Below are 26,393 nucleotides of genomic sequence, written 5' to 3' on the forward strand. Positions count from 1 at the left end.
CTTTTATTTCACTGCATTAATAAGAGATAAGGCAAAATCGAGCACCTTATCACCACGTTGCATACCGTAATCCATCATGTCGATAGTCATCACCGGAATGCCCAAAGGCTCAGCGATTGCAGCCAAATCCCGTTGCATATACTTCACTTGTGGCCCCAATAGCACAACTTGATAGCGGCTAAACTGTTCATTGAATTCACTGGCACCAAAAGCATCAATCTGAACCTCAAGTCCGCGCGTTGCTGCCTCAGCCAACATCTTTTTCACTAACATGCTGGTAGACATCCCGGCGGAGCAGCACAACATTATCTTTTTCATTACGTTTCGCCTCAGAGTAACTTTGTCATATTGAGCCTCATTGGAAACAAAATGGAAACCGGTTTCCATTCAAACAGAATAGATATGAGAGCGCGCTCAAATATTTAACCACTGAAAGATATGCAGTTGTGAAAGACGTCACAAAAAGCTAAGCACCGGATGCTGTTTTATTGGATACTCTCGCGTAACAACGGTTTCCGTTATGTTCATCACGGTATAGAATAGATGCAGTAAGACTGGAACCAAGGAAATAGGGAACTGACCAGGCCCTCTGGCCATTGATCAGATAAAGTGGAGTTAAGTTATGTCGACTATTAATGATGTATCGCGGTTAGCCAACGTATCTAAAGCTACAGTGTCCCGGGTGTTAAGCGGTTCACGCGGCGTCAAGGAAGAGAGCCGCCTGGCAGTGATGAAAGCCGTTGAAACCTTAAATTATAAACCGAACGTTATCGCTCAGTTTCTGACCGCACAGTCAACCGGGTGTGTCGGTGTGATTTGCGCTACTGAACACATTCAGCAAACAACCAGTTATCTGTTTGCCTTGGAAAAACAGTTCAGCCAGCATCAAAAGCACTTATTACTGCGCTTTGCCGACAATAGCGTCGGGGTGGCAAATGCCGTCGCTGAGTTAGCCAATGGTTTGTGTGATGCCATTATCATCATCGGCGCGCGCTTTCCGCTGCCATCTCCTGATGAAAATACCATCATGATTGATTGTCTTGAGTCCTCGACCCCGAACAGTATTTTATTCGATCATTCATTTGCGGCAGAAACGGCCTGCCACTATTTGGTCAGTCAAGGCCGCCGCCATATTGCGCTGCTAAATCATGCCTCTGGCACGGTAGCGGAACAGACGCTACTGGGTTATCAAAGGGCGCTGGAAAATTACCTGATTCCCTATAACCGTAGTTTAGTCATGGGTAACGTTCACTCCTCTTCAGAGGCGTTACAGACGCTATTGAATAACGGCGCACAATTTAATGCGCTGTTGGTAATGGATGAAATCGAAGCGCAAAAAGCCATCTCGTTATTGCATGTCTTCAAGCGTACCGTTCCTGATAAAGTGATGGTTTTCAGCCTGGATGGTTCAGTACAATTACCCGGTATCCCGGCAGTACCGGCAATAGAGTATTCATTAGAAACATTGGCGAGAAAGGTTGTCGACTTAATTGATGCCCGCGCGGGTAAACATGTAAATCCGCAGGTTTTCCGGGGTAATTTGGTTGTTCCACACGGATTAATAGAGTAACGCTAGCCCTTTAGGTGGTAGATGATGCATCGCATTCAGACAGAATATGAAACTCTCCGCGCTTCGCTCAGTGATAGCGCGCAGATCATCCTGCTGCACATTGGTCGTGATACAAGCACCGTAATCACTGACCCAACTAGCCCACAATGGCAGCTTACCGTGGGTGATACCAATACCGCTCAACACTATTTCCACCACAATCCTCCGACGGCTGATGAGATGGAAACCGCCATTATGGTGGTTGAAGATGAAGTTATCCGTATTAGCTCTGCGGTGAATAAAACCTCGCAATTAGTCACCACCGATAGCGAGATAGCCGAGATAGCTCAACTCGCGGGTTTACCATTACAGGGTGAAACGCACTTATCACTTGAGGCCGTAGAGCGGATGTTTGACAGGCTGGCGGCGGTGATGATGGGCAGGCCCGCAGCATCTGAAGGGATACCGGCAGATAATGTGTTTGCCGCACGCCTGCTGATCCTGCGTGAGTTTATGCATCATTTGCAGTTCCCGTCGATTACGATATTGACGTTGTAAAACGAGCGTCACTCATCAGCGCCGCCACAGGGTCAGCAGCTATGATTGATAAGGTTTTATCCAACTTAACCCTGCCACCGTATTAGCTCGTGGTTGGTACTCGCAACCAATCCAACCGCGATAGTTAATGCTATCGAGCAAATCGAATAGGTACGGGTAATTAATTTCCCCTTCATCCGGTTCATGACGATTCGGTACCGACGCAATTTGAATATGACCATAGCGGCCAGCTAAAGAGGTAATTAAGTGACTGAGATTGCCATCCACTATTTGCGCATGGAAGAGATCCAATTGAGTAAATACATTAGGGCGATCGATAATATTAACCAGTTCTATGGTCTGATACTGACTGGAAAAAAGATAATTAGGCTTTATTTTCGGATTTAACGCCTCGATCATTACCTTAATATTATGTTCGGCAAAGCGGTCTGCCGCATAGCGAATATTGTCAACAAACGTCTGCTGATAAGGTGCCCGATCAGCACCCACTGGCACTACACCGGCCATCACATGGACTGACGGGCACTCCAGCACTAATGCATACTCCAACGCCAAATCAATATCGCGCCGTGCATCCTGCTCCCGCCCAGGTAGTGCAGTCAGCCCCCATTCACCGCGACGGGTATTTCCGGGTGCAGTATTAAACAGCACTTGCTGCAAGCTATTTTCTGCCAGTTTCTGTGCAAGTAGTGCCGCCGGATAGTCATATGGAAATAGGAATTCCACCGCACTGAAACCGGCATCTTTAGCCGCTTTAAAGCGCTCAAGGAAAGGAACTTCGGTAAACATCATTGATAGATTAGCAGCAAACTTAGGCATTTTTAACTCCTTAATTCTGCAATTTCGTCATCCGTCAAATAGCGAACAGGCCGGTCACCCAGCGTAAATATCAGGCGGGCGGTTTCCTCTAGCTCTTCCATATTATCAGCGGCTTCCCGCAGACTTTTACCCACCACAACCGGGCCATGATTTGCCAACAGGAAAGCACGATAGTACGGGGCCAACATTGCCAGTTCCTCCCCCAACCGAGCGTCGCCAGGACGGTAATATGGCACCACCGGAACATCGCCGACCCGCATCACCACATAAGGTGTAAAGGGCTTGATGGCATTACGGCTATCCAGCCCCTGTAAGCAGGACAGCGCCGTCAGATAGAGGCAATGGAGGTGAACAACCGCTTCACACGCAGGGTTATTAAGGTAGATTGCGCGATGAAAACTGACCTCTTTTGACGGCTTATCACCTGAGATCCATTCACCTTCCAAACTGACTTTTGATAACCGCTCCGCATGCAACTCCCCCAGACAGGAACCTGTTGGCGTGGCCAATAATGTGCCATCAGCCAGTTTCATTGACAGATTTCCCGCAGAGCCTGTGGCGTAACCCCGTTGGAAAAAGGACGCACCTAACTTAACCATCTCTTCCCGCGCTTGCTGCTCATTCATACTGCGAACTCCGTTTGTGCTCTGGCAAAAAAGTTTTCGTCACCAAAATTACCTGACTTCAACGCCAGTGAAACCGGATGATCTGTAGATTTTACCCAAGGGACTCCCGGTGAAATTGCCGGGCCGATATGGAAAGCTTGAATACCCAAAGATTGCGCGACAATTCCCGAAGTTTCGCCACCTGCAACTATAAAGCGTTGGAAACCAAGTTGTTGTAAACGGCGTGCAATGGTGCCGAACAACCGCTCTACCGCCTCACTACTGGCGGCCGCCCCCCATTGCTGTTGAATTTTTTGTAACACCTCAGGTTCAGTGGTGGCATACAGTAACGGCGCCAGCGGACCGACAGCATTTTCCATTACCCATGCGCATAACTCTTCAGCATAAGATTCAGGCTCGGTTAGACAACGGGCGATATCGACTGATTGGCAAGGTGCTTGCTGTGCATAACGAGCCACCTGACGGTTGGTCATCGCCGAGCACGACCCCGACAGAACCACACACAGTTTACCTTGTGGTGCGCCAGCAGATGTGGCTTGCGGTTGATGGCGCTCATTAGCCACCCATTGCCGGGCCAGACCGATGGACAAGCCGGATCCCCCGGTCACCAGTACCATGTCGCGTACTGCTTCACCCTGTGTTAGCAAGTGACTCTCATTTAAGGTATCCAGCACCACATAACGTATGCCCTCTTCCTTTAAGCGAGCGAGCTGTGACCTCACCGCCTGAACCCCTTGGTCCATCACCGTACTATTGATTAATCCACTGCGGCCACGCCCCTGCGCGTCCATCAGACGCAAGAGATTGCTGTCTGTCATCGGTGTTACCGGGTGGTTACGCATTCCCGACTCCGACAGCAGTTGCCCCATCACAAACAGGTAGCCCTGATATACCGTCCTTCCATTCACCGGTAGCGCCGGAGAGATGATGGTTTGTTGCTGATCCAGTGCATCGAGTAATGCATCAGTGACCGGGCCAATGTTGCCTTGCGCGGTGCTATCGAACGTTGAGCAGTATTTGAAGTAGAACTGTTCGCAGCCCTGCGCTTGTAACCATGCCAGTGCCGCCAGTGAGTCCGCCACCGCTGTTGTCGTTGGGCAAGAGCGTGATTTCAGGCTAACCACGGCCGCATCAGCATCCACATGATAACCGGCATCGGGCACACCGTTGATTTGAACCGTCGACATACCATTTTCCACCAGAAAACTGGCGATATCCGTCGCACCGGTAAAGTCATCCGCAATAACACCGAGTCGCATCAGATATTCTCCTGTTTTTCCGGCCAGGTAATGTGTTTTCCCTGGGTGGCATTCACCACCGGCACGACGACCGCATCCAATTTGTTGGCAAAATCATCCGCGCTGACTTGTGCGCTAATAGCGCCATTTTTTTGTAAGGTTTCCAATGCCACCGGATTAAGATCAACACCGTAGGTCTGTAGCCCGGCGTTAATACAAGACTGTGCTGCCCCCATCCCCATAGAGCCTAGCCCAATAACGCATACTAATAATGTTTCTGCGTGAGTCATATTCTCTCCATGTTAATTTTGGTGATAATTTGATTTCTTATGTTAAGCATAGCGGCAAGAAGGGGTAACCGTCGTGAGTTAAATCACAGTAATTAACACTAAAAAACATTAAATCACATCGTTTCACATCCCATCACTCTGCAATGCACCTCTATATTCAGCAGTTAAATTAATCAATTAGCCATTTTTGACTGTATTCTTTAGCCATTTACCTCGCGAATTTCGCTGCTCCACGTAACATTTACGTTAAAAAATGAGAAAGAAATTTTCACTCTTGGCGTATAATCACATTAATTACCATCCTATCCCCGAAAGGGGCGAACCTGGCGAGGAGTTAATGTGATACCGGTTGAACGTCACCAACAGATACTGGCACTGGTTGCCGAGCGTGGAGTGGTTAGCATTGCTGAATTGACCGATCGTTTAGGCGTATCGCACATGACGATTCGCCGCGACGTGCAGAAACTGGAAGAGCAAGGTGCGGTATTATCGGTGTCAGGCGGAGTACGCTCCACTGAGCGCCTGGCCGCCGAACCGTCACATCTGGATAAGACACAGATGTACAGCAGCCAAAAAAATGCCATTGGCATGTCAGCCGCGCTGCATATTCCCCGTAATAGCTGTATTTATCTTGATGCTGGAACAACCACACTGGCACTGGCGCGCCAATTGGAAGCCAGAGATGATTTATTGGTAGTGACTAATGACTTCGTCATCGCCAACTTTCTGATTGAATCCTGCCAATGCAGAATGATTCACTCCGGCGGTACGCTGTGCCGTGAAAACCGTTCATGTGTCGGGGAGGCAGCGGCACGAGCACTACGAAACTTATCTATTGATATCGCGTTTATTTCGGCATCCTGCTGGGGGTTGCGTGGCATATCTACGCCAGACGAAGATAAGGTGGTGGTCAAACGGGCCGTTTGTGACGTCAGCAGTAAACGCGTGTTACTGGCTGATGCATCAAAATACGGCAAAATAGCTACCTATCTGGCATTACCCCTTGCAGACTTCGATGTGGTCATCACTGATAGCAGTTTATCAGCAACTGCCCATGAAGAACTGGCCGATAAAGAGATTGAACTGATCATCGCCCCCGCCCTCCACCAGCCGAACTGATGTTAAAACAGCCTCTGGCGGTCCCTTTTGGGGCAAATGATAAAACCACCTGACCGTGTTCAGTTTGAATAATTATATAAATCGTTATGTAGTTAAAGTAATTCTAAGTCTTAGCATCCTAATAAATAAACGGCGTAAACTAAGCAATCATTGAGTTTGACCGTTTATTTAGCTTACTGCTGATTCGCACCATACCCATTACCTCAATTTAGCGGTCTATGCATCACCCTGGCCAGTGTCTCTGGAGCATGACATGAACAACGCAACAACGGCAGCAAAGCAAAAAGTGCCGTTACGGCTCAGCACCACCATTACCTTGATGGTTTCTGGGGTAATTGTCTCGGTGCTTTTGGTGGTTCACACATTGTTCTTTATTCAGCTCAGTCAAATGGCACAGGATAGTTTGCAAAACAAAGCCGTCGCCGTTGCACGCGCATTATCTTTCTCGCCAACCATTATTAACGGATTGAGTGACCCGGCTGCCGGGCAACAGATTCAGGCTTATGTCAGTGAAGTTCAAAAAGCCAATGGCCTGTTGTTCATCGTAGTGACCGATATAAAAGGTATCCGTTACTCACATCCTAATCCTGAAATGATCGGTCAGCATTTTATCGGTAATGACCTGCAACCAGCATTAGCCGGGAAAGAGAATATTGCGATAAACCGTGGGGTGCTTGAACGGGCATTGCGTATTTTTATTCCGGTCTATGAACCGCACGGCAAACAGATAGGTGTAGTTGCTATTGGTATCTCACTTACCAGTATTGATTCGGTGGTGAGCGAAACGCGTTGGACCATTCCGTGGACCATATTATTTGGTGCGTTGATTGGTTCCTTGGGTACCTGGTTTTTGGTCAAAGCACTTAAACGAATTATGCTGGGCTTCGAACCCTATGAAATATCGAATTTATTCGAACAGCGCAACGCTATGTTGCAATCAATTAAGGAAGGCGTCATCGCGGTTGACACCAACTCACGCATTACCGTCGTTAACCATGAAGCGCGGCGCTTATTTAAACAAAGTGGGCCGATGGAGAACTTATTACTCAGTAATGCCAGCAAATATTGGCCGGTGCGCTTGTACTTACAGCAGGTATTGGAAACGGGCATCGCTCGCCGTGACGAAGAGATAAACTTTAATGGCAGCATATTACTGACCAACACCGTTCCGGTAATAGTAAAAGGCGATATTATCGGCGCAATCGCCACCTTCCGCGATAAAACTGAAGTGAGCCAACTGATGCAACGTTTGACCGGTATGGTGCACTATGCAGATGCGTTGCGGGCGCAGTCACATGAATTTATGAATAAACTTCATGTCATTCTGGGCCTGTTGCATATGAAGTATTATCAGCAACTCGAAGATTATATTGTGAAAACCTCCAATAATTATCAGGCAGAAATTGGATCACTGTTGCGTAAAGTAAAATCGCCGGTGATAGCCGGTTTTCTGTTGGGGAAAATTAACCGTGCACGCGATTTGGGGATAACCTTATCCATCAGCGACGATAGCCTGCTCCCCGATACGGATAATGAACAAGTGACCACCACCTTGATTACGGTGTTGGGCAATCTGATTGAGAATGCTATGGACGCCATCGGTAGCCTGAGTCAACGGGAGATCAATGTCAGCTTCCACTATCAAAATGGCCGGGTACATTGTGTTGTCAGCGATGATGGGCCAGGTATTGCATCAGAATTGCAAAGCCGTATTTTTGATAATGGTTTCTCCACCAAAGGGACTGAACACGGTATCGGTTTGAGTCTGGTCCGCCAGAGTTTAGAGAGTATTGGTGGCAATATAGAATTTGATTCTGAAGCTGGCGTTTTTACCCAGTTCTTTATCAACCTTCCTTACAACATCAGCGCGGTAAATCATGATTAATGTATTGATAGTAGATGATGATGCAATGGTAGCTGAGCTGAACAAGTGTTATCTGAGCCAAGTGGCAGGCTTTAACTGCTGTGGTACAGTTTCCAGTTTACAGCAAGCTAAAGAACATTTGATGACGACAGAACAACCCATTGACCTGGTGTTGTTGGATGTTTTTATGCGCCAAGACAATGGGTTGGATTTGCTGCCAGTGTTGCGTGAATTCAGCGAACATACTGACGTGATTGTTATTTCATCTGCCACTGATGTGAATACCATCAAGAAAGCACTGCAATACGGCGTAGTGGACTATTTAATTAAACCCTTCCAGTTTTCTCGTTTCGAAGAGGCACTCTCCACTTACCGTGAAAAACAGAGTTTGCTGGGGCAACGTGAATATTGTGCTCAAGAAGATGTCGACTCATTACTGCGGCGTAGCAATGCGACACCAACCGAGCGCAAGAAGTTACCAAAGGGGCTGACAGCACAAACACTGCGCACAGTGTGTGAATGGATTCAGGGTATGCAGGATGGGGAATTTTCAACCGAGCAGATGGCGAACGCCATTGGTATTTCACGAGTTTCTTGCCGCAAGTATTTGATTTACCTTTCTGATACTGAAGTTTTGAGTACTAAGGTACTTTACGGTGCGACAGGTCGGCCAGTTTATCTCTACAAGTTGCTACCCAGCCAGCAAGAAGTATTAAAGCAGTATTGCCAGTAATGAGCCGCGCTGCCCGGAACCTGTTTTTATAAAACAACACACGCAAAAACTGTCTTCATAAAAAACAAGCGGCATCCGTTAAGGGATGCCGCTGATGACGTCAGTCTTATTGGGCGATTATTTACATAATCCAACCCAATAGTAACGTAGCCCCAATGACGGTAGATGCGCCGCCGATACGGGTTGCTATCTGGGCAAATGGCATCAGTGACATCCGGTTCGAAGCGGACAAAATAGCGACATCCCCTGTACCACCAAGCCCACTGTGGCAACTGGTGACGATAGAGGCTTCAACCGGGTACATATTCAGATAGGGCGCAATAATAAAACTGACTGCGGCCATCGACAACACCACGGCACCACACACCACCACGTAACCAACAGAGAATACGGCGACGACACTTTCCAGTGGGACATACAGCATCCCCAACCCAATCATCAACGGCCACACCAGTGTGGTGGAGACAAACTTATACCAACTGTGCGCGCCTTGCTCCATTTTCGACGGAATAACCTGCGCATATTTACACATCACCGCAATTAGAATCATCAGCACCGGGCCGGGAATATGAACAATCTTTTCAAACAAGCCCCCGACAATAAAGAAAGCACAGGTCATCAGTAGCCCGCCACCCATCAGTTGGAAATCGGCTTGCTTTGGCGCTTCTTGGGCGGTGAACACTGCGTTATCTTGTGCCGAGCGAATTAACATCCCCTCGCCATTGAGATCCTTACGGCGCATACCAATGCGAGCCAGCACCCCGGCACAAATAATAGCGAAAATATTCCCCACCACCGCAGCCGGTGCCAGTTGAGCAACATACACATCAGGAGCTTGCCCAAGGATAGCCGAATAAGCCAACGACAATGGCAAGATACCCTCACCAATACCGCCACCGATGATAGGTACAATGATGAAGAAGAAGGTGTGATAAAGGGTAAAACCAAATAGTTTACCGACCAACAAACCCGTAACCACCGCCGTAATGGTGCCCACCACCAGCGGGACAAACATCCGGGTCATCCCCTGAATAAGCACCACACGGTTCATCCCGAGAATACTACCAACCACCAGACTGGCGATGACAAAATAGAGTAAGTTCGCCTCTTTCATCAGCAAGTGGACCGTATCCAAGGTGTTAGTTTGGAAAATGCCAAAGTAAACCAAAACCGAGGGTACCATTAAACACAAAATAGCTGGCCCACCGATATCTTTCAACACAGGTATATGACGGCCAATATGTGATAAAACAAAGCCCATTGTCATGATCACGGCCAGGCCACCAATCATGTTTTTCGGTAAATAGCTCGCATAAGCCGAAATGAATACAATGGCTGAAATAGTCATAAATAATGCCATTGGCATAGTATTTATGCTCATTTGATTTACATGCGCAATAAATCTCTTGATTGCAGGTTTCCCCGTCATGTCAATCTCATCAACGGGAGTAAGAGCGATATCCTGATTTATTTTTTTCATTTTAGACCTACTGTTGGGTAGCACCTAAGGAACGGGAGGTAATGGATCTACTGCTTTAGCCAGTTATAGTGGTTTGATATTCTTTTGACTGATGTTTCTCTGAGAAACATCCACCAATCTGGCATTCAAAAATCATCATTGATGTTAAAAACAACACAAAAGATTAAAATGTGAATATAGAATGGCAAACTACCACTCTCTTTAAAATAAAAAAACAGTTAAGCCGTGGCGATATATTGTATTTGCGAGGATATCGTCAAGTTTATTTTAATTAACTTAACTTGGTGTTTTGTAATTAAATAATCTGAAGATGATGAGATTTGTCTGTTATACTTTTCAGTCGCTGACAGACAAACCCACACTGAATACGACCTGTTGTTATTTGGTGCTACTCTTCGTCTATTGGTGAACCTGTGATACACACTAAATGAATGATTAGTTGACTGCGACAAAATCCTACCGCCCAGTGACTGGATTCCACTGCCCTTTTCCACGTTGAGCGCTAACCCACGATCTTACAAATTAAGAGTTTCTGCAACTTACCTATTAGATGGACTCGCGTTAATACAACAATCTAGTTGCTAGATAAATATCATACTGAATATTAACTGTGCTACATAAAAATAAATTATAAATTCACAAATAAATATCTATAAAACCCATATCTGATTTTTATCTTTAATAAGATAAGTTGCAATTCTATGTCAAGAAATAGTCTTAAAAAATAAACTCAGTACGAAAATGATTTAGAGCTAAATTATATGTAGTCAAGATATATTTTCGGGAAGTAATTCTTCTATTTTCACGGGCGTAACAATGAGTTACGTTTTTTTTACTTTTCATCCTATAAATACAACCAATACATGAGCACCGAGGCATTCCCACTGCACATAAATTAACCATTCACTTGCAATTACTGATTACAGTAATAGAACAAAAAAAATAATTTATAAGTGAATATTTTTTTGCCTCATCTCGATAGAAACGATAGCATGCCCTCCCAGAATCCAGTGGCAGCAATAAAAACCATAATAACCGAAGGCGCTAAGACGCTATTTATGCATTAACCTTTAGCAATCAGTTGCTGTAATACATTCACGATGATTGCACGACAGACAGGAAAATAGGGAAAGCTATGATGTCAGGAAAAAACACTGTGGAGGCCCATCAAGCCGCTAAAAAACGCTGGCTAGATTCTCATGAAACGGGCTATCACAAAAGTATGGGGCGGCGTCATATACAAATGATAGCCATCGGCGGTTCTATTGGTACGGGTTTATTTTTGGGTACCGGTGCCCGTTTGCAAATGGCTGGCCCTGCACTGGCCTTAGTGTATCTGGTATGTGGAATTTTCTCGTTTTTTATTCTTAGAGCGCTCGGTGAATTAGTTATGCACCGCCCAACCAGTGGCAGCTTTGTTTCTTATGCCCGCGAATTCCTCGGTGAGAAAGCATCCTATGTTGCCGGATGGATGTATTTTCTCAACTGGGCAATGACCGGGATCGTCGATATCACCGCAGTAGCTCTTTATATGCACTATTGGGGAACCTTCTCTGATGTTCCCCAATGGTTATTTGCGCTGGGCGCACTCTCAATTGTCGCCACCATGAATATGATTGGCGTTAAATGGTTTGCAGAAATGGAATTTTGGTTTGCGTTGATCAAAGTCGCAGCCATTTCAATCTTTCTGGTGGTCGGTGTGGTCTTCCTCGGCACAGGGCAAAGTGTTGCCGGGCACTCTTCTGGTCTAAACTTAATCACCGACAATGGCGGGTTGTTCCCTCACGGGCTATTACCTGCGCTGATACTGGTTCAAGGGGTGATATTTGCCTTTGCTGGTATTGAATTAATTGGTACGGCGGCCGGTGAATGTAAAGACCCAGAAAAAATGCTGCCAAAAGCCATTAATAGTGTGATTTGGCGGATTGGGCTCTTTTACGTCGGTTCCGTGGTGCTGTTGGTGTGCCTACTACCATGGAATGCTTATCAGGCAGGTCAAAGCCCTTTCGTTACATTCTTCAGTAATTTAGGCGTCCCCTATATCGGGACCATTATGAATATCGTGGTGCTCTCTGCTGCACTTTCCAGTTTAAATTCTGGGCTTTACTCTACAGGACGAATTCTGCGCTCATTATCCATGGGCGGATCAGCACCTAAATTTATGTCTAAAATGAGCCCACAATCTGTTCCCTATGCCGGCATATTGGTTACGGTGGGTATCTATGTCTTCGGGGTATTACTTAACTATCTGGTACCATCACAGGTATTTGAAATTGTTCTTAATATTGCCTCTTTGGGCATAATAAGCTCATGGGCATTTATCATCGTCTGTCAGATGAAATTACGTCAGGCAATAAAACAGGGAACGGCAAAACCTGTCTCGTTTAAAATGCCCGGTGCGCCAGTCACATCCTGGCTAACACTATTTTTCCTGGCGGGTGTTTTAGTGATGATGGCTTTTGACTATCCAAATGGGACTTGGACCATAGCCACATTACCGGTGGTGGCCCTATTATTGGTTGCTGGTTGGTTTAGCTTACGTAAACGCGCCACTGAGGTCGCTGCTGCACCGATAGATACAATGCCCAAACAGCGCCCGCGGGAAGATATAAGCGCTTCAGAAGTGGCTCTGGCTAAGTTACGCGAACAAAACTCCACCAGTTAAAGCCCATCGTTAGCCCGTAGGTCGATAGCACGATACCTACGGGCTGGATCGATACGCTTAGTGGCGGTTACGTACCAGTTGATAACGGCGAGTTAAATATTCGATGGGTACGCTCCAGATATGTACCAAGCGTGAGAACGGGAACAAGACAAAAAGAGTCAATCCCAAAACAATATGCAACTTAAAAATCAAGGCTACATCCGTCAGATAGCCAGAGGCACCGGTGCGGAAAGTCGCAATTGACTGCGCCCAACCGACCAATTTCATCATTTCGCTACCATCCATATGCTGAGCGGAAAACGGAATACTCAGTAGCCCCAAGCTAACTTGCACCACCAGCAATATCAGAATCAGGATATCTACCCGGGTACTGGTTGCCCTGATCCTGGCGTTAGTCAAGCGGCGGTGTAGCAACATGGCACCACCGACTAACATCATAAGACCGCAAGCACCGCCAGCAATCATCGCCATTTTTTGTTTTATCTCTATCGGTAAGAAAGATTCATACATCCAATGTGGTGTCAGCATACCCAGCACATGGCCGAAGAATATCCCCAGAATACCGATGTGGAATAAATTAGATGCCAGCCATACACCTTTCTTATCTAACATCTGACTGGAACCTGCTCGCCAGCTATATTGCCCATAGTCGTAGCGCAACCAACTGCCCACAAAGAAAATCACCATAGCCATGTAAGGATAAATATCAAAAAAGAATTTATTCAGAAAGCTCATAAGATGGCTCCTTTATTGTCCGCCACCAAATGGGACTGAACGACTTTTTTGCCCTCTGATGCAGACTGAATACTGAGATATTGTGGTAGTACGGCATCAGCAACGTATTTTGGCGGCATCCCCTGTTGAGTTGATGCACACCCCTGTGTGCCGAGGAATTTCACTTGCTCCTCTTCCCATACCGCATCCAGTGCTTTGGCTGTGTCATCCCGGCTTTCACTCGCTACTTTATCGCCAAGATTTTCACTGCGGATAGCACTGCCAGACAGCACTAACAGCAGATCAAACAACTGGGCATAGTCGCTATCCCGCTGATGTAACCGTGCCCCCAGCAGCGCCAAAATGGGTGCGATATCCTGCAAACCCAAGGTGATATCCTGCGCTGGCTGATTAGCCAAATACTCAAGATAAAGAGGCAGGAAATCAGGCAACTCTTTACAGTCGAGTACTAACCCCGCACGTTGATACTGTGCCATGAGGTCCACCATGGCCTGACCACGATCGCGCGACTCACCATGCACATGTTCAAATAACAACAGTGAGGTGGCTCGTCCCCGGTCAAATAAGCCACAATAGCTAGCCTGACACTCAAGCAATTCGTTCTGACATAATGTGTTGATAAATTGCCTGAGCAGATGAGCCTGTTCCGTCGTGAGTTCGTCGGCGTTGTCGAGCGCCTCAACAAGTTCTTGCCGGTTTTGCCACAGATCAACATCTGGGTATTCCAGCAAACGTGAAATTATTCTCAAACTAATCATGAGTGGCCCCCTGGTCAGTCTTACGTGTGACATCAACGGCATCAATGCGGCGGCTATTGAACAAATTGAAACGGCTGTCACTGCCATGGCAACCATCACCGAAACTGAAACCGCACCCCTTACTTTCCGGGAACGCGTCACGGGCTATTTCACGGTGGCTGGATGGTATGACAAAGCGATCCTCATAATTAGCAATCGCCAGATAGCGGTACATCTCCTGCGCTTGAGCCTCCGTCAGTCCAACCGCCTCCAGTGCACTGAGATCGGTTTTACCCTCAACGGTTTCAGCACGTTTATAGTGCCGCATTGCCAACATCCGTTTCAGTGCCATTAATACCGGTTGGGTATCACCGGCAGTCAGTAAGTTGGCCAAATACTGTACCGGGATACGCAGGCTTTCCACATCCGGTAGCACGCCGCTGTGGGGCAGCGCACCAGAGTCTGCCGCTGACTGAATGGGCGATAACGGCGGGACATACCATACCATCGGCAAGGTTCGGTATTCGGGGTGCAACGGCAGCGCCAATTTCCATTCCACTGCCATTTTGTAAACTGGGGAGCGTTGAGCAGCCTCAATGACACTTAAGGGAATACCCTGTTTCTGCGCTTCGGCAATCACCAGCGGATCATGGGGATCAAGGAAGATATCCATTTGCCGTTGGTAGAGGTTCTTCTCATCAGTAGCCGCAGCGGCTTGTTCAATGCCATCCGCGTCATACAGCAGTACCCCCAGATAACGGATGCGCCCCACACAGGTTTCTGAACAAACGGTCGGTTCACCAGACTCAATACGCGGATAGCAGAAAATGCACTTCTCTGACTTGCCGCTTTTCCAGTTGAAATAGATTTTTTTATACGGGCAACCGGTCAGACACATACGCCAGCCGCGGCATTTATCCTGATCAATCAGCACAATACCGTCTTCAGCGCGTTTATAAATTGCCCCGCTAGGGCAAGTTGCGACACAGGCGGGGTTAAGGCAGTGTTCACATAAACGTGGCAAATACATCATGAAGGTATGTTCAAATTGCCCATACATCTCTTTCTGAATATGGGCGAAGTTCTGGTCTTTGGAACGTTTAGAGAATTCTCCGCCCAGGATCTCTTCCCAGTTAGGACCATTCTCGATTTTCTCCATTCGTTGACCCGTAATCAGCGAACGCGGGCGAGCTACTGGCTGATGTTTCCCAGCAGGTGCGTTGTGCAAGTGCTGGTAATCAAAATCGAAAGGCTCGTAATAATCATCTAATGCTGGCACATCAGGGTTAGCAAATATCTTGGCGAGGACACCGACTCGGCTCCCCATGCGCGGGGTCAGTTTGCCATTAATCTTGCGGATCCAGCCTCCCTTCCATTTATCCTGATTCTCCCAATCGTGCGGATAACCCAGTCCCGGTTTGCTTTCAACGTTGTTAAACCAGGCATATTCCATACCCTCACGGCTGGTCCAAACATTTTTGCAGGTTACTGAACAGGTATGACAGCCAATGCATTTGTCCAGATTCAGAACCATGCCAACTTGTGAACGGATTTTCATAGTTTGCCCCCGGTTTTGCTCTCGTTCTGCTGTTCGTCATCCAGCCAATCAATCTTATTCATCTTGCGCACCACCACGAATTCATCGCGATTGGACCCTACCGTGCCGTAGTAGTTAAAGCCGTAGGCTAATTGCGCATATCCACCAATCATATGGGTTGGTTTCGGACTGATACGGGTGACTGAGTTATGAATACCACCACGTTGGCCGGTAATTTCAGAACCGGGGATATTAATAATGCGCTCCTGCGCGTGGTACATCATGGTCATGCCTGACGGAATTCGCTGACTGACAACAGCACGAGCAGTTAATGCGCCATTGCTGTTAAACGCCTCAATCCAGTCGTTATCTTCTATCAGTAGATCTTTGGCATCATCTTCACTCAGCCAAACGATAGGGCCACCTCTCGACAATGTCAGCATCAACAGGTTGTCACTGTACGTTGAGTGAATGCCCCACTTCTGATGTGGTGTCAGGAAATTAAGTGCTTTCTCTGGGTTACCGTTCGGCTTCTTATTAAGCAAAGGCTGAGCCGCACGGGTATCTATTGGCGGGCGATAGCACAGCAAACTCTCACCAAAAGCACGCATCCATTCATGATCCTGATAAAGTTGTTGCCGGCCTGAAAGGGTGCGCCACGGGATCAACTCATGAACGTTGGTGTAACATGCATTATAGGAAACATGCTCATCTTCCAAACCAGACCAGGTTGGGCTGGAAATGATTTTGCGCGGTTGCGCCTGAATATCGCGAAAACGAATCTTTTCATCTTCTTTATTCAGTGCTAAGTGGGCATGTTGGCGACCGGTAAGTTGTTCCAAAGCCTGCCAGGCTTTTACCGCCACCTGGCCGTTGGTTTCAGGGGCCAAGGATAAAATCACCTCTGCGGCATCAATAGCAGTATCAATTCTTGGTCGTCCGGCGGCAGGGCCGTCAGGCTGGGTATGGTTAAGTTTTTTGAGGAAATCAATTTCAGTCTGAGTATTCCAGTTAATCCCTTTGCCGCCATTACCTAATTTATCCAATAGAGGACCCAAGGCAGTAAAGCGAGCATAGGTTGCTGGGTAATCGCGTTCGACCACCAAAATGTGCGGCGCGGTTTGGCCCGGTATCAGCTCACATTCACCTTTTTTCCAGTCCTTCACACCATATGGCTGTGCCAGTTCGGCTGGCGAATCGTGCTGGATGGGTAAGGTCACCACATCAGTTTCCTGACCTAAATGGCCGACGCAAACGCGAGAGAAGGTTTCGGCAATACCTTTGTAGATATCCCAGTCACTTTTAGACTCCCAGGCGGGGTCTACCGCCGCAGACAACGGGTGAATAAACGGATGCATATCCGAGGTATTCATGTCGTCTTTTTCGTACCAGGTTGCGGTGGGTAAAATGATGTCTGAATAGAGGCACGTACTGGACATGCGGAAATCCAATGTCACAACTAAATCCAGTTTGCCTTCCCCCCCCTGATCCTGCCATTCAACCTCTTCCGGCATCACCCCACCTTGCTGGCCCAGATCTTTACCCTGAATACCATTTTCCGTACCCAACAAATACTTGAGCATATATTCATGCCCTTTACCGGAGGAACCCAGTAGGTTGGAACGCCAGACAAACAAGTTTCGTGGGAAGTTTTGTGGATCATCAGGCTGTTCGGCGGCAAATCTCAGTGACCCATTTTTAAGGCTATCGACGGTATATTCCACCGGTGTTTGACCGGCTTGTTGGGCGCTGGCGGCAAGGGTTAATGGATTGCAATTCAGTTGCGGGGCCGAAGGCAACCACCCCATACGTTCGGCGCGCACATTAAGGTCAATCAGACTTGGGCTAAAGCGCGAACTGTCGGCCAACGGAGAGAGCAATTGGGTGGTACTGACGGTCTCATAACGCCACTGACTGGAATGATTATAGAAAAATGACGTACTGTTCATATGGCGCGGTGGGCGCTGCCAATCGAGGCCAAATGCCAAAGGTAACCAGCCGGTTTGTGGTCGCAGTTTTTCCTGCCCCACATAGTGCGCCCAACCGCCACCACTTTGCCCAACACAGCCGCAGAAAATCAGCATATTAATCAGTGCACGGTAGGTCATATCCATGTGATACCAGTGATTAATACCGGCCCCGACGATAATCATCGAACGGCCATGGGTCTTCTCTGCATTATCCGCAAATTCACGCGCAATACGGATAATATCCTGACGTGCAACGCCAGTAATTTTTTCAGCCCAGGCAGGGGTATAAGCTTTTATATCGTCATAACTACTGGCGCAGTTGTCATCAACCAAACCACGATCCAGGCCATAGTTTGCCATCATCAGGTCATAAACACTGGTCACCAGTGCTTCACTGCCATCGGCTAATTGCAACCGTTTTACCGGCAACTTGTGTTGCAGTACTTCCTCAAGTGCAACACTTTGAAAATTCTCACTGATTTCGCCACCAAAGTAGGGAAATCCGACGTTAACAATAGCATCATGTTGACCCAATAAACTGAGTTGCAATGAGACTTCCTGCTGCGTTTTGCCATCGCGCTGCTCAAGATTCCATTTGCCCTTCTCACCCCAGCGATAACCGATAGATCCTTGCGGCGCGACTAACTGCCCGCTGTTGCCGTCAATGGCAATGGTTTTCCATTCTGGGTTATTCCCCTCTCCCAGATTATCCACCAGATCGGCGGCGCGCAGTAACCGCCCGGCGGCATAATCGCCGCTATGACGAGGCTCAAGTAATACCAACATCGGCATGTCAGTGTACTGACGCATGTATTCAACAAAGTAGCTGCTTTGTCGTTGTAGATGGTATTCATTGAGGATCACATGCCCCATTGCCATAGCCATGGCACTGTCTGTTCCTTGTTTCGGATTCAGCCATTGATCACACAATTTAGCGACTTCTGCATAATCCGGCGTCACTGCTACAGTTTTGGTCCCTTTGTAACGGACTTCGGTAAAGAAGTGGGCGTCAGGTGTACGGGTCTGCGGAACATTTGACCCCCAGGCAATAATGTAGGATGAGTTGTACCAGTCAGCGGATTCTGGCACGTCAGTTTGCTCACCCCAGGTCATCGGTGATGCCGGAGGCAAATCACAATACCAGTCATAAAAACTGAGGCAAACACCGCCGATCAGCGAGAGATAGCGCGCACCCGCCGCGTAGGAAACCATCGACATTGCCGGAATAGGTGAAAAACCGATAATCCGATCTGGCCCATACTGTTTGGCGGTATAGACGTTAGCGGCGGCAATCAGTTCATTCACTACCTGCCAGTTCGAACGGACAAAACCTCCCCGGCCGCGGGCTTGCTTGTAATCCTTTGATTGTACACTGTCACCAACAATTGAAGCCCATGCATCCACCGGATCACTGTGCAGCACTTTGGCGGCACGCCACAATTGCAACAGATTCTTACGCATCATCGGGTACTTCAGCCGATTAGCACTGTACAAATACCAGGAGTAACTGGCTCCTCGTGGGCAGCCACGGGGTTCATGATTAGGTAAATCCGGGCGGGTACGCGGGTAGTCAGTTTGCTGGGTTTCCCAAGTGACCAAACCATTTTTGACATAAATCTTCCAGCTACATGAACCTGTACAATTCACACCATGAGTTGAACGTACCACTTTGTCATGCTGCCAACGGCTACGATAGCCATCTTCCCAATCACGATTGGTGTCCAGTGTCTGGCCATGGCTTTGTGCAAAAGGCTCAGCAAGTTGTTTAAAATAACGAAATCGGTCAAGAAATTTGCTCATCGGGAGATCTCCTGATTGGGGACATAACAGCCCTGTTTATTTTTATAAGTGGATTAACATTGCTCAATGTTGCTTATTTATCGGACCGTACCGGTCAACGTGTTTTTTTGGTCGCCATACCCGCGTTAAGCTTGCGCCCGTAGACAAACCAGGTGATCAATACGCAAACCACATAAAAAACCACGAATAGCTTCATCGCGCCGGCCGGTGAACCGGTCAGGGCCAGCGACGTACCAAAAGATTTAGGAATAAAGAAACCGCCGATAGCGCCAATGGCTGAGATGAAACCCAGTGCCGCCGCTGACTCTCTAACGGCATCGTGCTGCGCTTGTTCATCACTCCCCCCCGCGAGGGTCACCCGATCGACAGTTAGCTTGCGAAAGATCACCGCAATCATCTGAAACGTTGATCCGCTGCCCAGTCCCGCCGTCAGAAACAGCAGCATGAATACGCCAAAAAAGGCAAAGAAGGAGCCGTTAACATTGGCACCCGGTAAGGTGAGGAAGAGTAATGCCGCAAATATTGCCATCAGGATAAAATTGACTAAGGTGACGCGAATGCCGCCAAAGCGATCAGAAAGCGCACCACCCATCGGGCGAGCCAGTGCACCCAATAGCGGGCCGAAGAAGGCGTAATGCAGGATAACGACATCAGGGAATTGTGTTTTTGCCAACATAGCAAATCCAGCTGAGAAACCAATGAATGAGCCAAAAGTTGCCAGGTATAACACGGCCAAAATCCACAAATGCCCACGTTTTAGGACCGGTAATTGCTGGATGATCGAAGCTTTGGCAGCAGACAAATCATTCATCCCAAACCAGGCCGCCACACTGAATATCAGCAAAAATGGGATCCAGATATAGGCGGCATTTTGCAACCAGAGCTGGCTACCATCCGCTTGCGGATAGCCACTCCCCATAAAAGCACTGAACACCCCAACTGAAATAGCCATAGGGGCGATAAGCTGCATCACACTGACGCCAAGATTCCCCAATCCCCCGTTGAGGCCCAACGCTCCCCCCTGTTTTGCTTTCGGGAAGAAGAAACTGATATTAGCCATGCTGGAGGCAAAATTCGCACCAGCAAAACCACACAACAATGAAATCAATACAAATGTTCCATACTGGGTATCGCTGTCTTGTACCGCGATACCTAACCAAAGGCAGGGAATAACCAGAAACAGTGTGCTAATAGCCGTCCAGCGACGGCCACCAAAGACCGGTATAACAAACGAGTATGGAACACGTAACAGCGCCCCCGATACCGAGGGTAATGCTGTCAGCATGAACAATTGATCGGTGGTGAAGTTAAAGCCCACTTTATTCAGATTTACTGCAACCGCACTAAACAGCATCCAGACACAGAAACTCAGTAACAATGCCGGTACTGAAATCCACAAATTTCGCCGGGCGACACGATGCCCTACCTGTTGCCAGAACTGTGGATCTTCCGGGTACCACTGCTGTATTGATTGGCCACCGGCCAATTTTGTCGGGATAGCTGAAGGTGATGAGTTAGTTAATGGCGTCGGAGAGTGCGACATAAAAACCTCAGTCAGGGTGACCACAAACGGGAAGTAATGCGTCACCCTAGGCACCAGAGGCTATTACAAAGTTGATTTACATCAAGAGGATGTGAAGTTAACTTTCAGCTAACAATAACCACACATCATTTATGGGTAGTGGCTTTTTTGGCAAAAAATAGCCTATTTTCATTTGGTTGCCGATGCGAATATTTTCTTGAAACTGAGTAATACACCTGCTGGCTATTAGGGAGTACTCCCTATTGGTTATGGGGTAATAGCCAAGTATGAGGAAGAATATCGATAAGTCATTCCGTTCGAGGTATTTACCCTCTCAGCTACAGGAATTATTCATGAGTGAACAAGACGCCGCGACCATTCTGTTGATTGACGACCATCCGATGCTAAGGCACGGTATTAAGCAATTAATCAGCATGGCACCTGGATTATCCATCGCAGGTGAGGCCAGTAACGGTGCTCAGGGCATTATTCTCGCCACCAATCTTGATCCTGATTTGATCATGCTGGATTTAAACATGCCAGGCATGAATGGATTGGAAACACTGGATAGATTGCGTCAGCAGCCACTATCCGGGCGAATTGTTGTGTTTACCGTTTCTGACCATCAAGATGATGTCATCAGTGCCTTAAAACGCGGGGCCGATGGTTATCTGCTAAAAGATATGGATCCTGAAGATTTGTTGGTCTCATTGTATGATGCGGCAGCAGGGCAAATGGTTCTTAGCGACGCATTGATGTCGATACTGGCGATCAACCTACGCGAGAATCGGTCTGATAATGAGCGCGATATTAACACCCTCACCCCACGCGAACGCGACATCCTGAAGCTCATTGCCAAAGGATTACCGAATAAAACCATTGCCCGAAAACTACTGATTGCAGAGAGCACCGTTAAAGTTCATGTCAAACATCTGTTGAAAAAAATGAAGCTGAAATCACGGGTTGAAGCCGCAGTATGGGTATTACAAGAGAAAATACTATAACTTGCTAAGCAGAAAATCACGCAACACCACCGCCTGATTCTGTTGCGCATCACGACTGCCATACAGTAACGTAATTGGCTGCTGTTTCAGTACGTCCAGTAAAGGTTGCCAGGCCGTTGAGCTATCAAGCTGGGCCTGATAACGCACCACAAACTCTGGCCAATCTAAACATTGATGAAACCATTTTCGTAATGCATTTTCTGGTGCGACTTCTTTTAACCATACCACCCCTAGCAGGCGGGTTTTGCTAATGCCTCGCGGCCACAGCCGATCAGTCAGAAAAGTATTAGCTTGATATGGTGGCTGAACATCGTAAACTCGCGCTAAAGTGATGCGATTTTCCATCGTTGTACTTCTCCTTTGTCCGGTATATGCACCATGTTAGCAACCCTATCAACAAGAGTCTGTCGCCCAACCACAGATTTTATTCATTCGGTTACGGCTGAAGCACCTAAATACGTCACCACTTTCCATACCGGAAATTTTAGCTGTATCTGGTCAACACCCTGTAGGGTCAAGGGTATTAATAGCAAAGTTTAATCGCCACGTCCTACAGGTAAATGCCATGATAATTATTTCTTCATAAAAACGAACATGTTATATTTATTTCAGTTGAATCATTGGTGAACAAAATGACCACAATACCGATTAATACCACTCGGCAGATGAAACAAAAAAATATCATGCTGGTTGCGAGCACATTAAAATCGCTGTCATCGGCAACCAAAGGCGATATATCTGCTCAAACTGGATTAAGTTTGGCTACATGCGGCACCATTTTGAATGAATTATGCTCAAAGGGTGAAATCATTGAAGAATCCATTGATGAATCACGTGGTGGTCGGCCAGCAAAGCGTTATATATATAATTCAAATTACTTTAGCATATTAAGCATTTATATTGAAGGGAACGATACCTCCGGCGTTATATCGTCATCCCTAAGATCTGCAGATGGTAAAACTATTGTAGAGCACGATAAAATATATACTGATTTAACTGAAGATACGTTACTCGCGCAAATCCAAGAATTCGCAGATAAATTCAGTAATATCAAAGCAATAGGCTTAGGTCTGCCCGGAGTTATTGTGGATGGAAAAATACTTACTTGCGATATTACCTGCCTGGAGGGATTGGCAATAACTGAATTATTAAGTAACCGATTCGGTGTTTTTGTTCAGGTTGGAAATGACATGAATTATACCGCATTTGGCTTTTATCGTAATCACTGCCGTAATATAAATGAGCCTATCGCCTATATTTTTATGCCGCCGAGACATTGTGCCGGTTGTGGCATTGTTATTTCAGGTAAAATGCTGCGTGGTGCAAGCCAATTTGCAGGTGAAGTGTCGAAACTGCCATTTTATGACAATTTGGGAAGCAAAATAAATTCTCACTATGAACTGGTGCAACAAAGACTTATTTATATTACTTCATCGTTGATCGCCATGATTAACCCTGTAACCATAGCTATCTCGGGGGAGCATATCAGTCAGAATTGTATTGCAGAATTATCGGCTCAATTACTCAAAAAATTTGATTGCAAACACATACCCCGTTTTGTCTATCGCGACGACATTAAATACGATTATCACAATGGAATATCAGAATACACTCTTGATGCCTACAATAATTTTCGGGTATTTGAGATCTAGTGCCCACCGGTATCTATGATGATAAAATTTTCTAGAACCCCCTTTCGCGCCTTCAGGCTATCTTAACCGCCGTATCCCCTGCTCTCTAGTCTGTAAACCACCTTAATAGGCAAAAATGTTCTTGACAGGCCATGTGTCCATTGTATATTTCATAACTTAATATAAGTCTTTTATTAAGTGGTTTGTACTCATTACTTGCATGCTGCCACTGACCAGAAAAAGGTGCTTAAATGTCTAGCAATGTCATCGACTACCCTCTGGATACACAGGCTAAGCGCACATCGACACGCTCAATATTCTTTGTAGCCGGATTTGCAATGGGCCTTTGGGCATCGTTAGTACCCTATGCACAGAATAGACTTCATTTTGATGCAGGTTCTTTGGGGATGTTATTGCTTTGCCTGGGAACGGGCTCCCTGCTCGCTATGTTATTCTCTGGAAAACTGATCGGCCGCTTCGGGTGTAGAAAAATAATACTATTAGGCATCGCTTTTAGTGCTGTTTTCCTGCCCACATTAGCAATTATTGATCAGTTCCCTTTCATGGCATTATGTCTATTCCTTTTTGGTGCAGGTATTGGTTTAGTGGACGTCGCAGTTAATGTCCAAGGCTCTCTGGTTGAACAATCCTCGGATAAACCACTGATGTCAGGCTTCCACTGTTTATTCAGCATGGGTTCAATTGCAGGTGCTGGCGGTGGTGCAATTTTATTTACTCTTGGCTTGATGCCCCTCCCTGTAACACTCATTGCCGTTGCAATAATGGTTATAATCACATCCGTCGTTTTCAAGGAATTAATCCCTTTTGGCGATCATAAAGAACCTAATGAACAACCCAAAGCAAAACCACGTCCCAACTTCCGGCTCATATTAATGGCACTTATGTGCATGATTTGTTTTATGGCAGAAGGCGCAGTATTAGATTGGAGTGGCGTATTTCTAACCAATAACCGTGGTCTTGATATAGCACATGCTGGCTGGGGGTTTGCTATTTTCGGTGGCACCATGTCTGTAATGCGTTTTACTGGTGATAAAGTTGTCAGTATTTTGGGACGTAAGCAGGTGCTGATTTTTAGCAGTGTCATCGCCATGATCGGTTATGCCATTGCCGTCATCATACCTGACTGGAAATCCACATTGCTTGGCTTTGCTCTGGTAGGTATAGGAGCAGCTAATATTGTTCCGGTACTTATCACTCTTGCTGGGCAGGAAAAAGTAATGCCGGTAAACATGTCAGTCGCCATGGTAGCAACACTGGGTTACTTCGGTATCTTGGGCGGACCGGCACTGATCGGTTTTATTGCGCACTTAACTGACCTTTACACGGCATTCACCGTTGTTGCTCTGACATTTATTGTCATAGCAGTAGGAGCATTTAAACTGAAATACCCCACTGACTAAACATTTCTCTACCGAAAATAAAGTAGCAGGATTGTGGGGCAACCCGTTTTTTGAAGATAAAAATTTGACTGAGTATGGTAATTTTACCTGCTAGCAAAATTATGCTAGCTTTTTTTTCAATGGACTATGCCAAAATATTTTCTATCAAACCAATATGTTAAAGAGGGAATTTATATGAGCATTAAAATAATTGCCGTTGATATGGACGGAACCTTTCTCAATGATCAAATGAGTTTTGATAGGGCGCGGTTTAGTACTCAATATTCACAACTAAAGGAGAATGGAATAAAATTTGTGGTTGCCAGTGGCAATCAATATTACCAGTTAATTTCCTTTTTCCCTGATATAGCCAATGAAATCGCTTTTGTTGCTGAAAATGGGGCTTATGTCAGTAACGAAAATACTGAAATTTTCTGCGGTGCAATCTCCGCGGAAAAGGGCAATAAAGTGCTAAAAACGCTACTACCCATCCCCTATCTTGATGTGATTGTTTGTGGGAAAAATAGCGCTTACATGCTGCGTTCCTCAGATAACTATTTCTATACGACCATGAGTAAATACTACCATCGTCTCAAAATCATCGATGATTTCGAACAAGTGACAGAGCCTGCATTCAAATTTGCGATAAGTTTACCCAATGAGAAACTGGCAGACTTTATGATATTTATTGAGCAGGAACTCGCAGGTATCGTAACACCAGTCTCAAGTGGGCATGGTTCTGTAGACCTTATAATACCGGGTATTCACAAAGCCAATGGCATTAAATTGCTCCAAAAAATGTGGAATGTAACTGATCAAGAGGTTGTCACTTTTGGCGATGGTGGTAATGATATTGAGATGTTGCAGTACGCAGGCTTTGGTTATGCTATGGCAAATGCGCCAGATAACATTAAACAAATAGCAAAATATCAGGCCGAATCAAATAACGACTCTGGTGTATTAAATATAATTGATGAAATTCTAAAAAAACAACCTCCTTTCGTATAAGCCGTATTTAATGACCGGAAATAAATTGGCGGGAATGGCTCCCGCCTATTAACCATTTTTCTTTGTTATTGCAGCTTTCGCCACTCTATTTGTAGTCTATTTTAGAAT

At 46.5% G+C, this 26,393-nt stretch carries 21 protein-coding genes and 1 pseudogene; 10 read left to right on the forward strand and 12 right to left on the reverse strand.

Features of this window, described 5'->3' with window-relative positions:
• Positions 1–3: 3 nt before the first annotated feature.
• On the reverse strand, positions 4–318 hold the full coding sequence (locus A6J67_RS16115; protein WP_042569652.1) for a PTS sugar transporter subunit IIB: 315 nt from the start codon (positions 316–318) through the stop codon (positions 4–6).
• A 304-nt stretch (positions 319–622) separates the two neighbouring features.
• Here A6J67_RS16115 and A6J67_RS16120 point away from each other — a divergent pair, with 304 nt between their 5' ends.
• Both A6J67_RS16120 and A6J67_RS16125 read left to right on the forward strand, forming a co-directional pair.
• Entirely contained in the window at positions 623–1,570 is a 948-nt protein-coding gene (locus tag A6J67_RS16120) for a LacI family DNA-binding transcriptional regulator (RefSeq protein ID WP_032906268.1), read from the forward strand.
• A gap of 24 nt (positions 1,571–1,594) precedes the next feature.
• On the forward strand, positions 1,595–2,107 hold the full coding sequence (locus A6J67_RS16125) for a hypothetical protein (protein ID WP_105165843.1): 513 nt from the start codon (positions 1,595–1,597) through the stop codon (positions 2,105–2,107).
• A gap of 39 nt (positions 2,108–2,146) precedes the next feature.
• Here A6J67_RS16125 and A6J67_RS16130 read toward each other — a convergent pair whose 3' ends face one another.
• From A6J67_RS16130 to A6J67_RS16145, 4 genes and pseudogenes are all read right to left on the reverse strand, one after another.
• Positions 2,147–2,926, reverse strand: a complete 780-nt coding sequence (locus A6J67_RS16130) for an HPr family phosphocarrier protein (protein ID WP_005184974.1) — start codon at positions 2,924–2,926, stop codon at positions 2,147–2,149.
• Between the two features lie 2 nt (positions 2,927–2,928).
• Positions 2,929–3,552, reverse strand: coding sequence for an aldolase (locus A6J67_RS16135; protein WP_032906265.1), 624 nt, complete (start codon positions 3,550–3,552; stop codon positions 2,929–2,931).
• Entirely contained in the window at positions 3,549–4,811 is a 1,263-nt protein-coding gene (gene otnK / locus A6J67_RS16140; protein ID WP_050297481.1) for a 3-oxo-tetronate kinase, read from the reverse strand. The genes A6J67_RS16135 and otnK overlap by 4 nt, the downstream gene beginning before the upstream one ends.
• Positions 4,812–4,825: 14 nt before the next feature.
• A pseudogene (locus A6J67_RS16145) lies at positions 4,826–5,080 on the reverse strand (NAD(P)-binding domain-containing protein); the annotation flags it as partial.
• Positions 5,081–5,419: 339 nt separating this feature from the next.
• Here A6J67_RS16145 and ygbI point away from each other — a divergent pair.
• From ygbI to dcuR, 3 genes are all read left to right on the forward strand, one after another.
• On the forward strand, positions 5,420–6,199 hold the full coding sequence (gene ygbI, locus A6J67_RS16150) for a DNA-binding transcriptional repressor YgbI (RefSeq protein WP_005184965.1): 780 nt from the start codon (positions 5,420–5,422) through the stop codon (positions 6,197–6,199).
• Between the two features lie 253 nt (positions 6,200–6,452).
• On the forward strand, positions 6,453–8,084 hold the full coding sequence (locus A6J67_RS16155) for a sensor histidine kinase (RefSeq protein ID WP_042569646.1): 1,632 nt from the start codon (positions 6,453–6,455) through the stop codon (positions 8,082–8,084).
• Positions 8,077–8,796, forward strand: a complete 720-nt coding sequence (gene dcuR / locus A6J67_RS16160; RefSeq protein ID WP_032906262.1) for a two-component system response regulator DcuR — start codon at positions 8,077–8,079, stop codon at positions 8,794–8,796. The genes A6J67_RS16155 and dcuR overlap by 8 nt, the downstream gene beginning before the upstream one ends.
• A gap of 121 nt (positions 8,797–8,917) precedes the next feature.
• On the opposite strand, the gene A6J67_RS16165 is transcribed toward dcuR, so the two are convergent.
• Entirely contained in the window at positions 8,918–10,276 is a 1,359-nt protein-coding gene (locus A6J67_RS16165) for a 2-hydroxycarboxylate transporter family protein (protein WP_005184957.1), read from the reverse strand.
• Between the two features lie 1,135 nt (positions 10,277–11,411).
• Between A6J67_RS16165 and ansP the strand changes: the two genes are divergently transcribed.
• Positions 11,412–12,941, forward strand: coding sequence for an L-asparagine permease (ansP, locus tag A6J67_RS16170; RefSeq protein WP_042569645.1), 1,530 nt, complete (start codon positions 11,412–11,414; stop codon positions 12,939–12,941).
• 57 nt (positions 12,942–12,998) lie between these two features.
• Here ansP and narI read toward each other — a convergent pair whose 3' ends face one another.
• From narI to A6J67_RS16195, 5 genes are all read right to left on the reverse strand, one after another.
• Positions 12,999–13,676: a respiratory nitrate reductase subunit gamma gene (narI, locus tag A6J67_RS16175; RefSeq protein ID WP_032906261.1), complete on the reverse strand. Its 678-nt coding sequence runs from the start codon at positions 13,674–13,676 to the stop codon at positions 12,999–13,001.
• Positions 13,673–14,434: a nitrate reductase molybdenum cofactor assembly chaperone gene (narJ, locus tag A6J67_RS16180; protein ID WP_050297484.1), complete on the reverse strand. Its 762-nt coding sequence runs from the start codon at positions 14,432–14,434 to the stop codon at positions 13,673–13,675. The genes narI and narJ overlap by 4 nt, the downstream gene beginning before the upstream one ends.
• Complete coding sequence (gene narH, locus A6J67_RS16185) at positions 14,427–15,971, reverse strand: nitrate reductase subunit beta (RefSeq protein ID WP_050084305.1); 1,545 nt, start codon at positions 15,969–15,971, stop codon at positions 14,427–14,429. Before narH ends, narJ begins: the two co-directional genes overlap by 8 nt.
• Entirely contained in the window at positions 15,968–19,720 is a 3,753-nt protein-coding gene (locus A6J67_RS16190) for a nitrate reductase subunit alpha (RefSeq protein ID WP_080608258.1), read from the reverse strand. The genes narH and A6J67_RS16190 overlap by 4 nt, the downstream gene beginning before the upstream one ends.
• 94 nt (positions 19,721–19,814) lie before the next feature.
• Complete coding sequence (locus A6J67_RS16195; protein WP_216594428.1) at positions 19,815–21,263, reverse strand: NarK family nitrate/nitrite MFS transporter; 1,449 nt, start codon at positions 21,261–21,263, stop codon at positions 19,815–19,817.
• A gap of 332 nt (positions 21,264–21,595) precedes the next feature.
• On the opposite strand from A6J67_RS16195, the gene narL reads away from it, so the two are divergent.
• Positions 21,596–22,246, forward strand: a complete 651-nt coding sequence (narL, locus tag A6J67_RS16200) for a two-component system response regulator NarL (RefSeq protein ID WP_042569642.1) — start codon at positions 21,596–21,598, stop codon at positions 22,244–22,246.
• On the opposite strand, the gene A6J67_RS16205 is transcribed toward narL, so the two are convergent.
• Positions 22,241–22,591 carry a DUF488 domain-containing protein gene (locus tag A6J67_RS16205; RefSeq protein WP_032906256.1) on the reverse strand — a complete coding sequence of 117 codons (351 nt, stop codon included), beginning with the start codon at positions 22,589–22,591 and terminating at the stop codon, positions 22,241–22,243. The two genes, narL and A6J67_RS16205, sit on opposite strands and share 6 nt — an antisense overlap.
• Before the next feature lie 287 nt (positions 22,592–22,878).
• On the opposite strand from A6J67_RS16205, the gene A6J67_RS16215 reads away from it, so the two are divergent.
• From A6J67_RS16215 to A6J67_RS16225, 3 genes are all read left to right on the forward strand, one after another.
• Positions 22,879–23,898, forward strand: coding sequence for an ROK family protein (locus A6J67_RS16215; protein WP_050089189.1), 1,020 nt, complete (start codon positions 22,879–22,881; stop codon positions 23,896–23,898).
• Between the two features lie 230 nt (positions 23,899–24,128).
• Positions 24,129–25,298, forward strand: a complete 1,170-nt coding sequence (locus tag A6J67_RS16220; RefSeq protein WP_032906252.1) for an MFS transporter — start codon at positions 24,129–24,131, stop codon at positions 25,296–25,298.
• Positions 25,299–25,472: 174 nt separating this feature from the next.
• Positions 25,473–26,285, forward strand: a complete 813-nt coding sequence (locus A6J67_RS16225) for a Cof-type HAD-IIB family hydrolase (RefSeq protein WP_032906251.1) — start codon at positions 25,473–25,475, stop codon at positions 26,283–26,285.
• Positions 26,286–26,393 lie beyond the last annotated feature (108 nt).

Source organism: Yersinia sp. FDAARGOS_228, assembly GCF_002073315.2.
Classification (GTDB): domain Bacteria; phylum Pseudomonadota; class Gammaproteobacteria; order Enterobacterales; family Enterobacteriaceae; genus Yersinia; species Yersinia intermedia.

Excerpts from the sequence above, each read along its gene's own strand:
- A6J67_RS16115 (WP_042569652.1), bottom strand. The coding sequence starts at position 318 with ATGAAAAAGATAATGTTGTGCTGCTCCGCCGGGATGTCTACCAGCATG.
- A6J67_RS16120 (WP_032906268.1), top strand. The coding sequence starts at position 623 with ATGTCGACTATTAATGATGTATCGCGGTTAGCCAACGTATCTAAAGCT.
- A6J67_RS16125 (WP_105165843.1), top strand. The coding sequence starts at position 1,595 with ATGCATCGCATTCAGACAGAATATGAAACTCTCCGCGCTTCGCTCAGT.
- A6J67_RS16130 (WP_005184974.1), bottom strand. The coding sequence starts at position 2,926 with ATGCCTAAGTTTGCTGCTAATCTATCAATGATGTTTACCGAAGTTCCT.
- A6J67_RS16135 (WP_032906265.1), bottom strand. The coding sequence starts at position 3,552 with ATGAATGAGCAGCAAGCGCGGGAAGAGATGGTTAAGTTAGGTGCGTCC.
- otnK (WP_050297481.1), bottom strand. The coding sequence starts at position 4,811 with ATGCGACTCGGTGTTATTGCGGATGACTTTACCGGTGCGACGGATATC.
- A6J67_RS16155 (WP_042569646.1), top strand. The coding sequence starts at position 6,453 with ATGAACAACGCAACAACGGCAGCAAAGCAAAAAGTGCCGTTACGGCTC.
- dcuR (WP_032906262.1), top strand. The coding sequence starts at position 8,077 with ATGATTAATGTATTGATAGTAGATGATGATGCAATGGTAGCTGAGCTG.
- A6J67_RS16165 (WP_005184957.1), bottom strand. The coding sequence starts at position 10,276 with ATGAAAAAAATAAATCAGGATATCGCTCTTACTCCCGTTGATGAGATT.
- ansP (WP_042569645.1), top strand. The coding sequence starts at position 11,412 with ATGATGTCAGGAAAAAACACTGTGGAGGCCCATCAAGCCGCTAAAAAA.
- narI (WP_032906261.1), bottom strand. The coding sequence starts at position 13,676 with ATGAGCTTTCTGAATAAATTCTTTTTTGATATTTATCCTTACATGGCT.
- narJ (WP_050297484.1), bottom strand. The coding sequence starts at position 14,434 with ATGATTAGTTTGAGAATAATTTCACGTTTGCTGGAATACCCAGATGTT.
- narH (WP_050084305.1), bottom strand. The coding sequence starts at position 15,971 with ATGAAAATCCGTTCACAAGTTGGCATGGTTCTGAATCTGGACAAATGC.
- A6J67_RS16190 (WP_080608258.1), bottom strand. The coding sequence starts at position 19,720 with ATGAGCAAATTTCTTGACCGATTTCGTTATTTTAAACAACTTGCTGAG.
- A6J67_RS16195 (WP_216594428.1), bottom strand. The coding sequence starts at position 21,263 with ATGTCGCACTCTCCGACGCCATTAACTAACTCATCACCTTCAGCTATC.
- narL (WP_042569642.1), top strand. The coding sequence starts at position 21,596 with ATGAGTGAACAAGACGCCGCGACCATTCTGTTGATTGACGACCATCCG.
- A6J67_RS16205 (WP_032906256.1), bottom strand. The coding sequence starts at position 22,591 with ATGGAAAATCGCATCACTTTAGCGCGAGTTTACGATGTTCAGCCACCA.
- A6J67_RS16215 (WP_050089189.1), top strand. The coding sequence starts at position 22,879 with ATGACCACAATACCGATTAATACCACTCGGCAGATGAAACAAAAAAAT.
- A6J67_RS16220 (WP_032906252.1), top strand. The coding sequence starts at position 24,129 with ATGTCTAGCAATGTCATCGACTACCCTCTGGATACACAGGCTAAGCGC.
- A6J67_RS16225 (WP_032906251.1), top strand. The coding sequence starts at position 25,473 with ATGAGCATTAAAATAATTGCCGTTGATATGGACGGAACCTTTCTCAAT.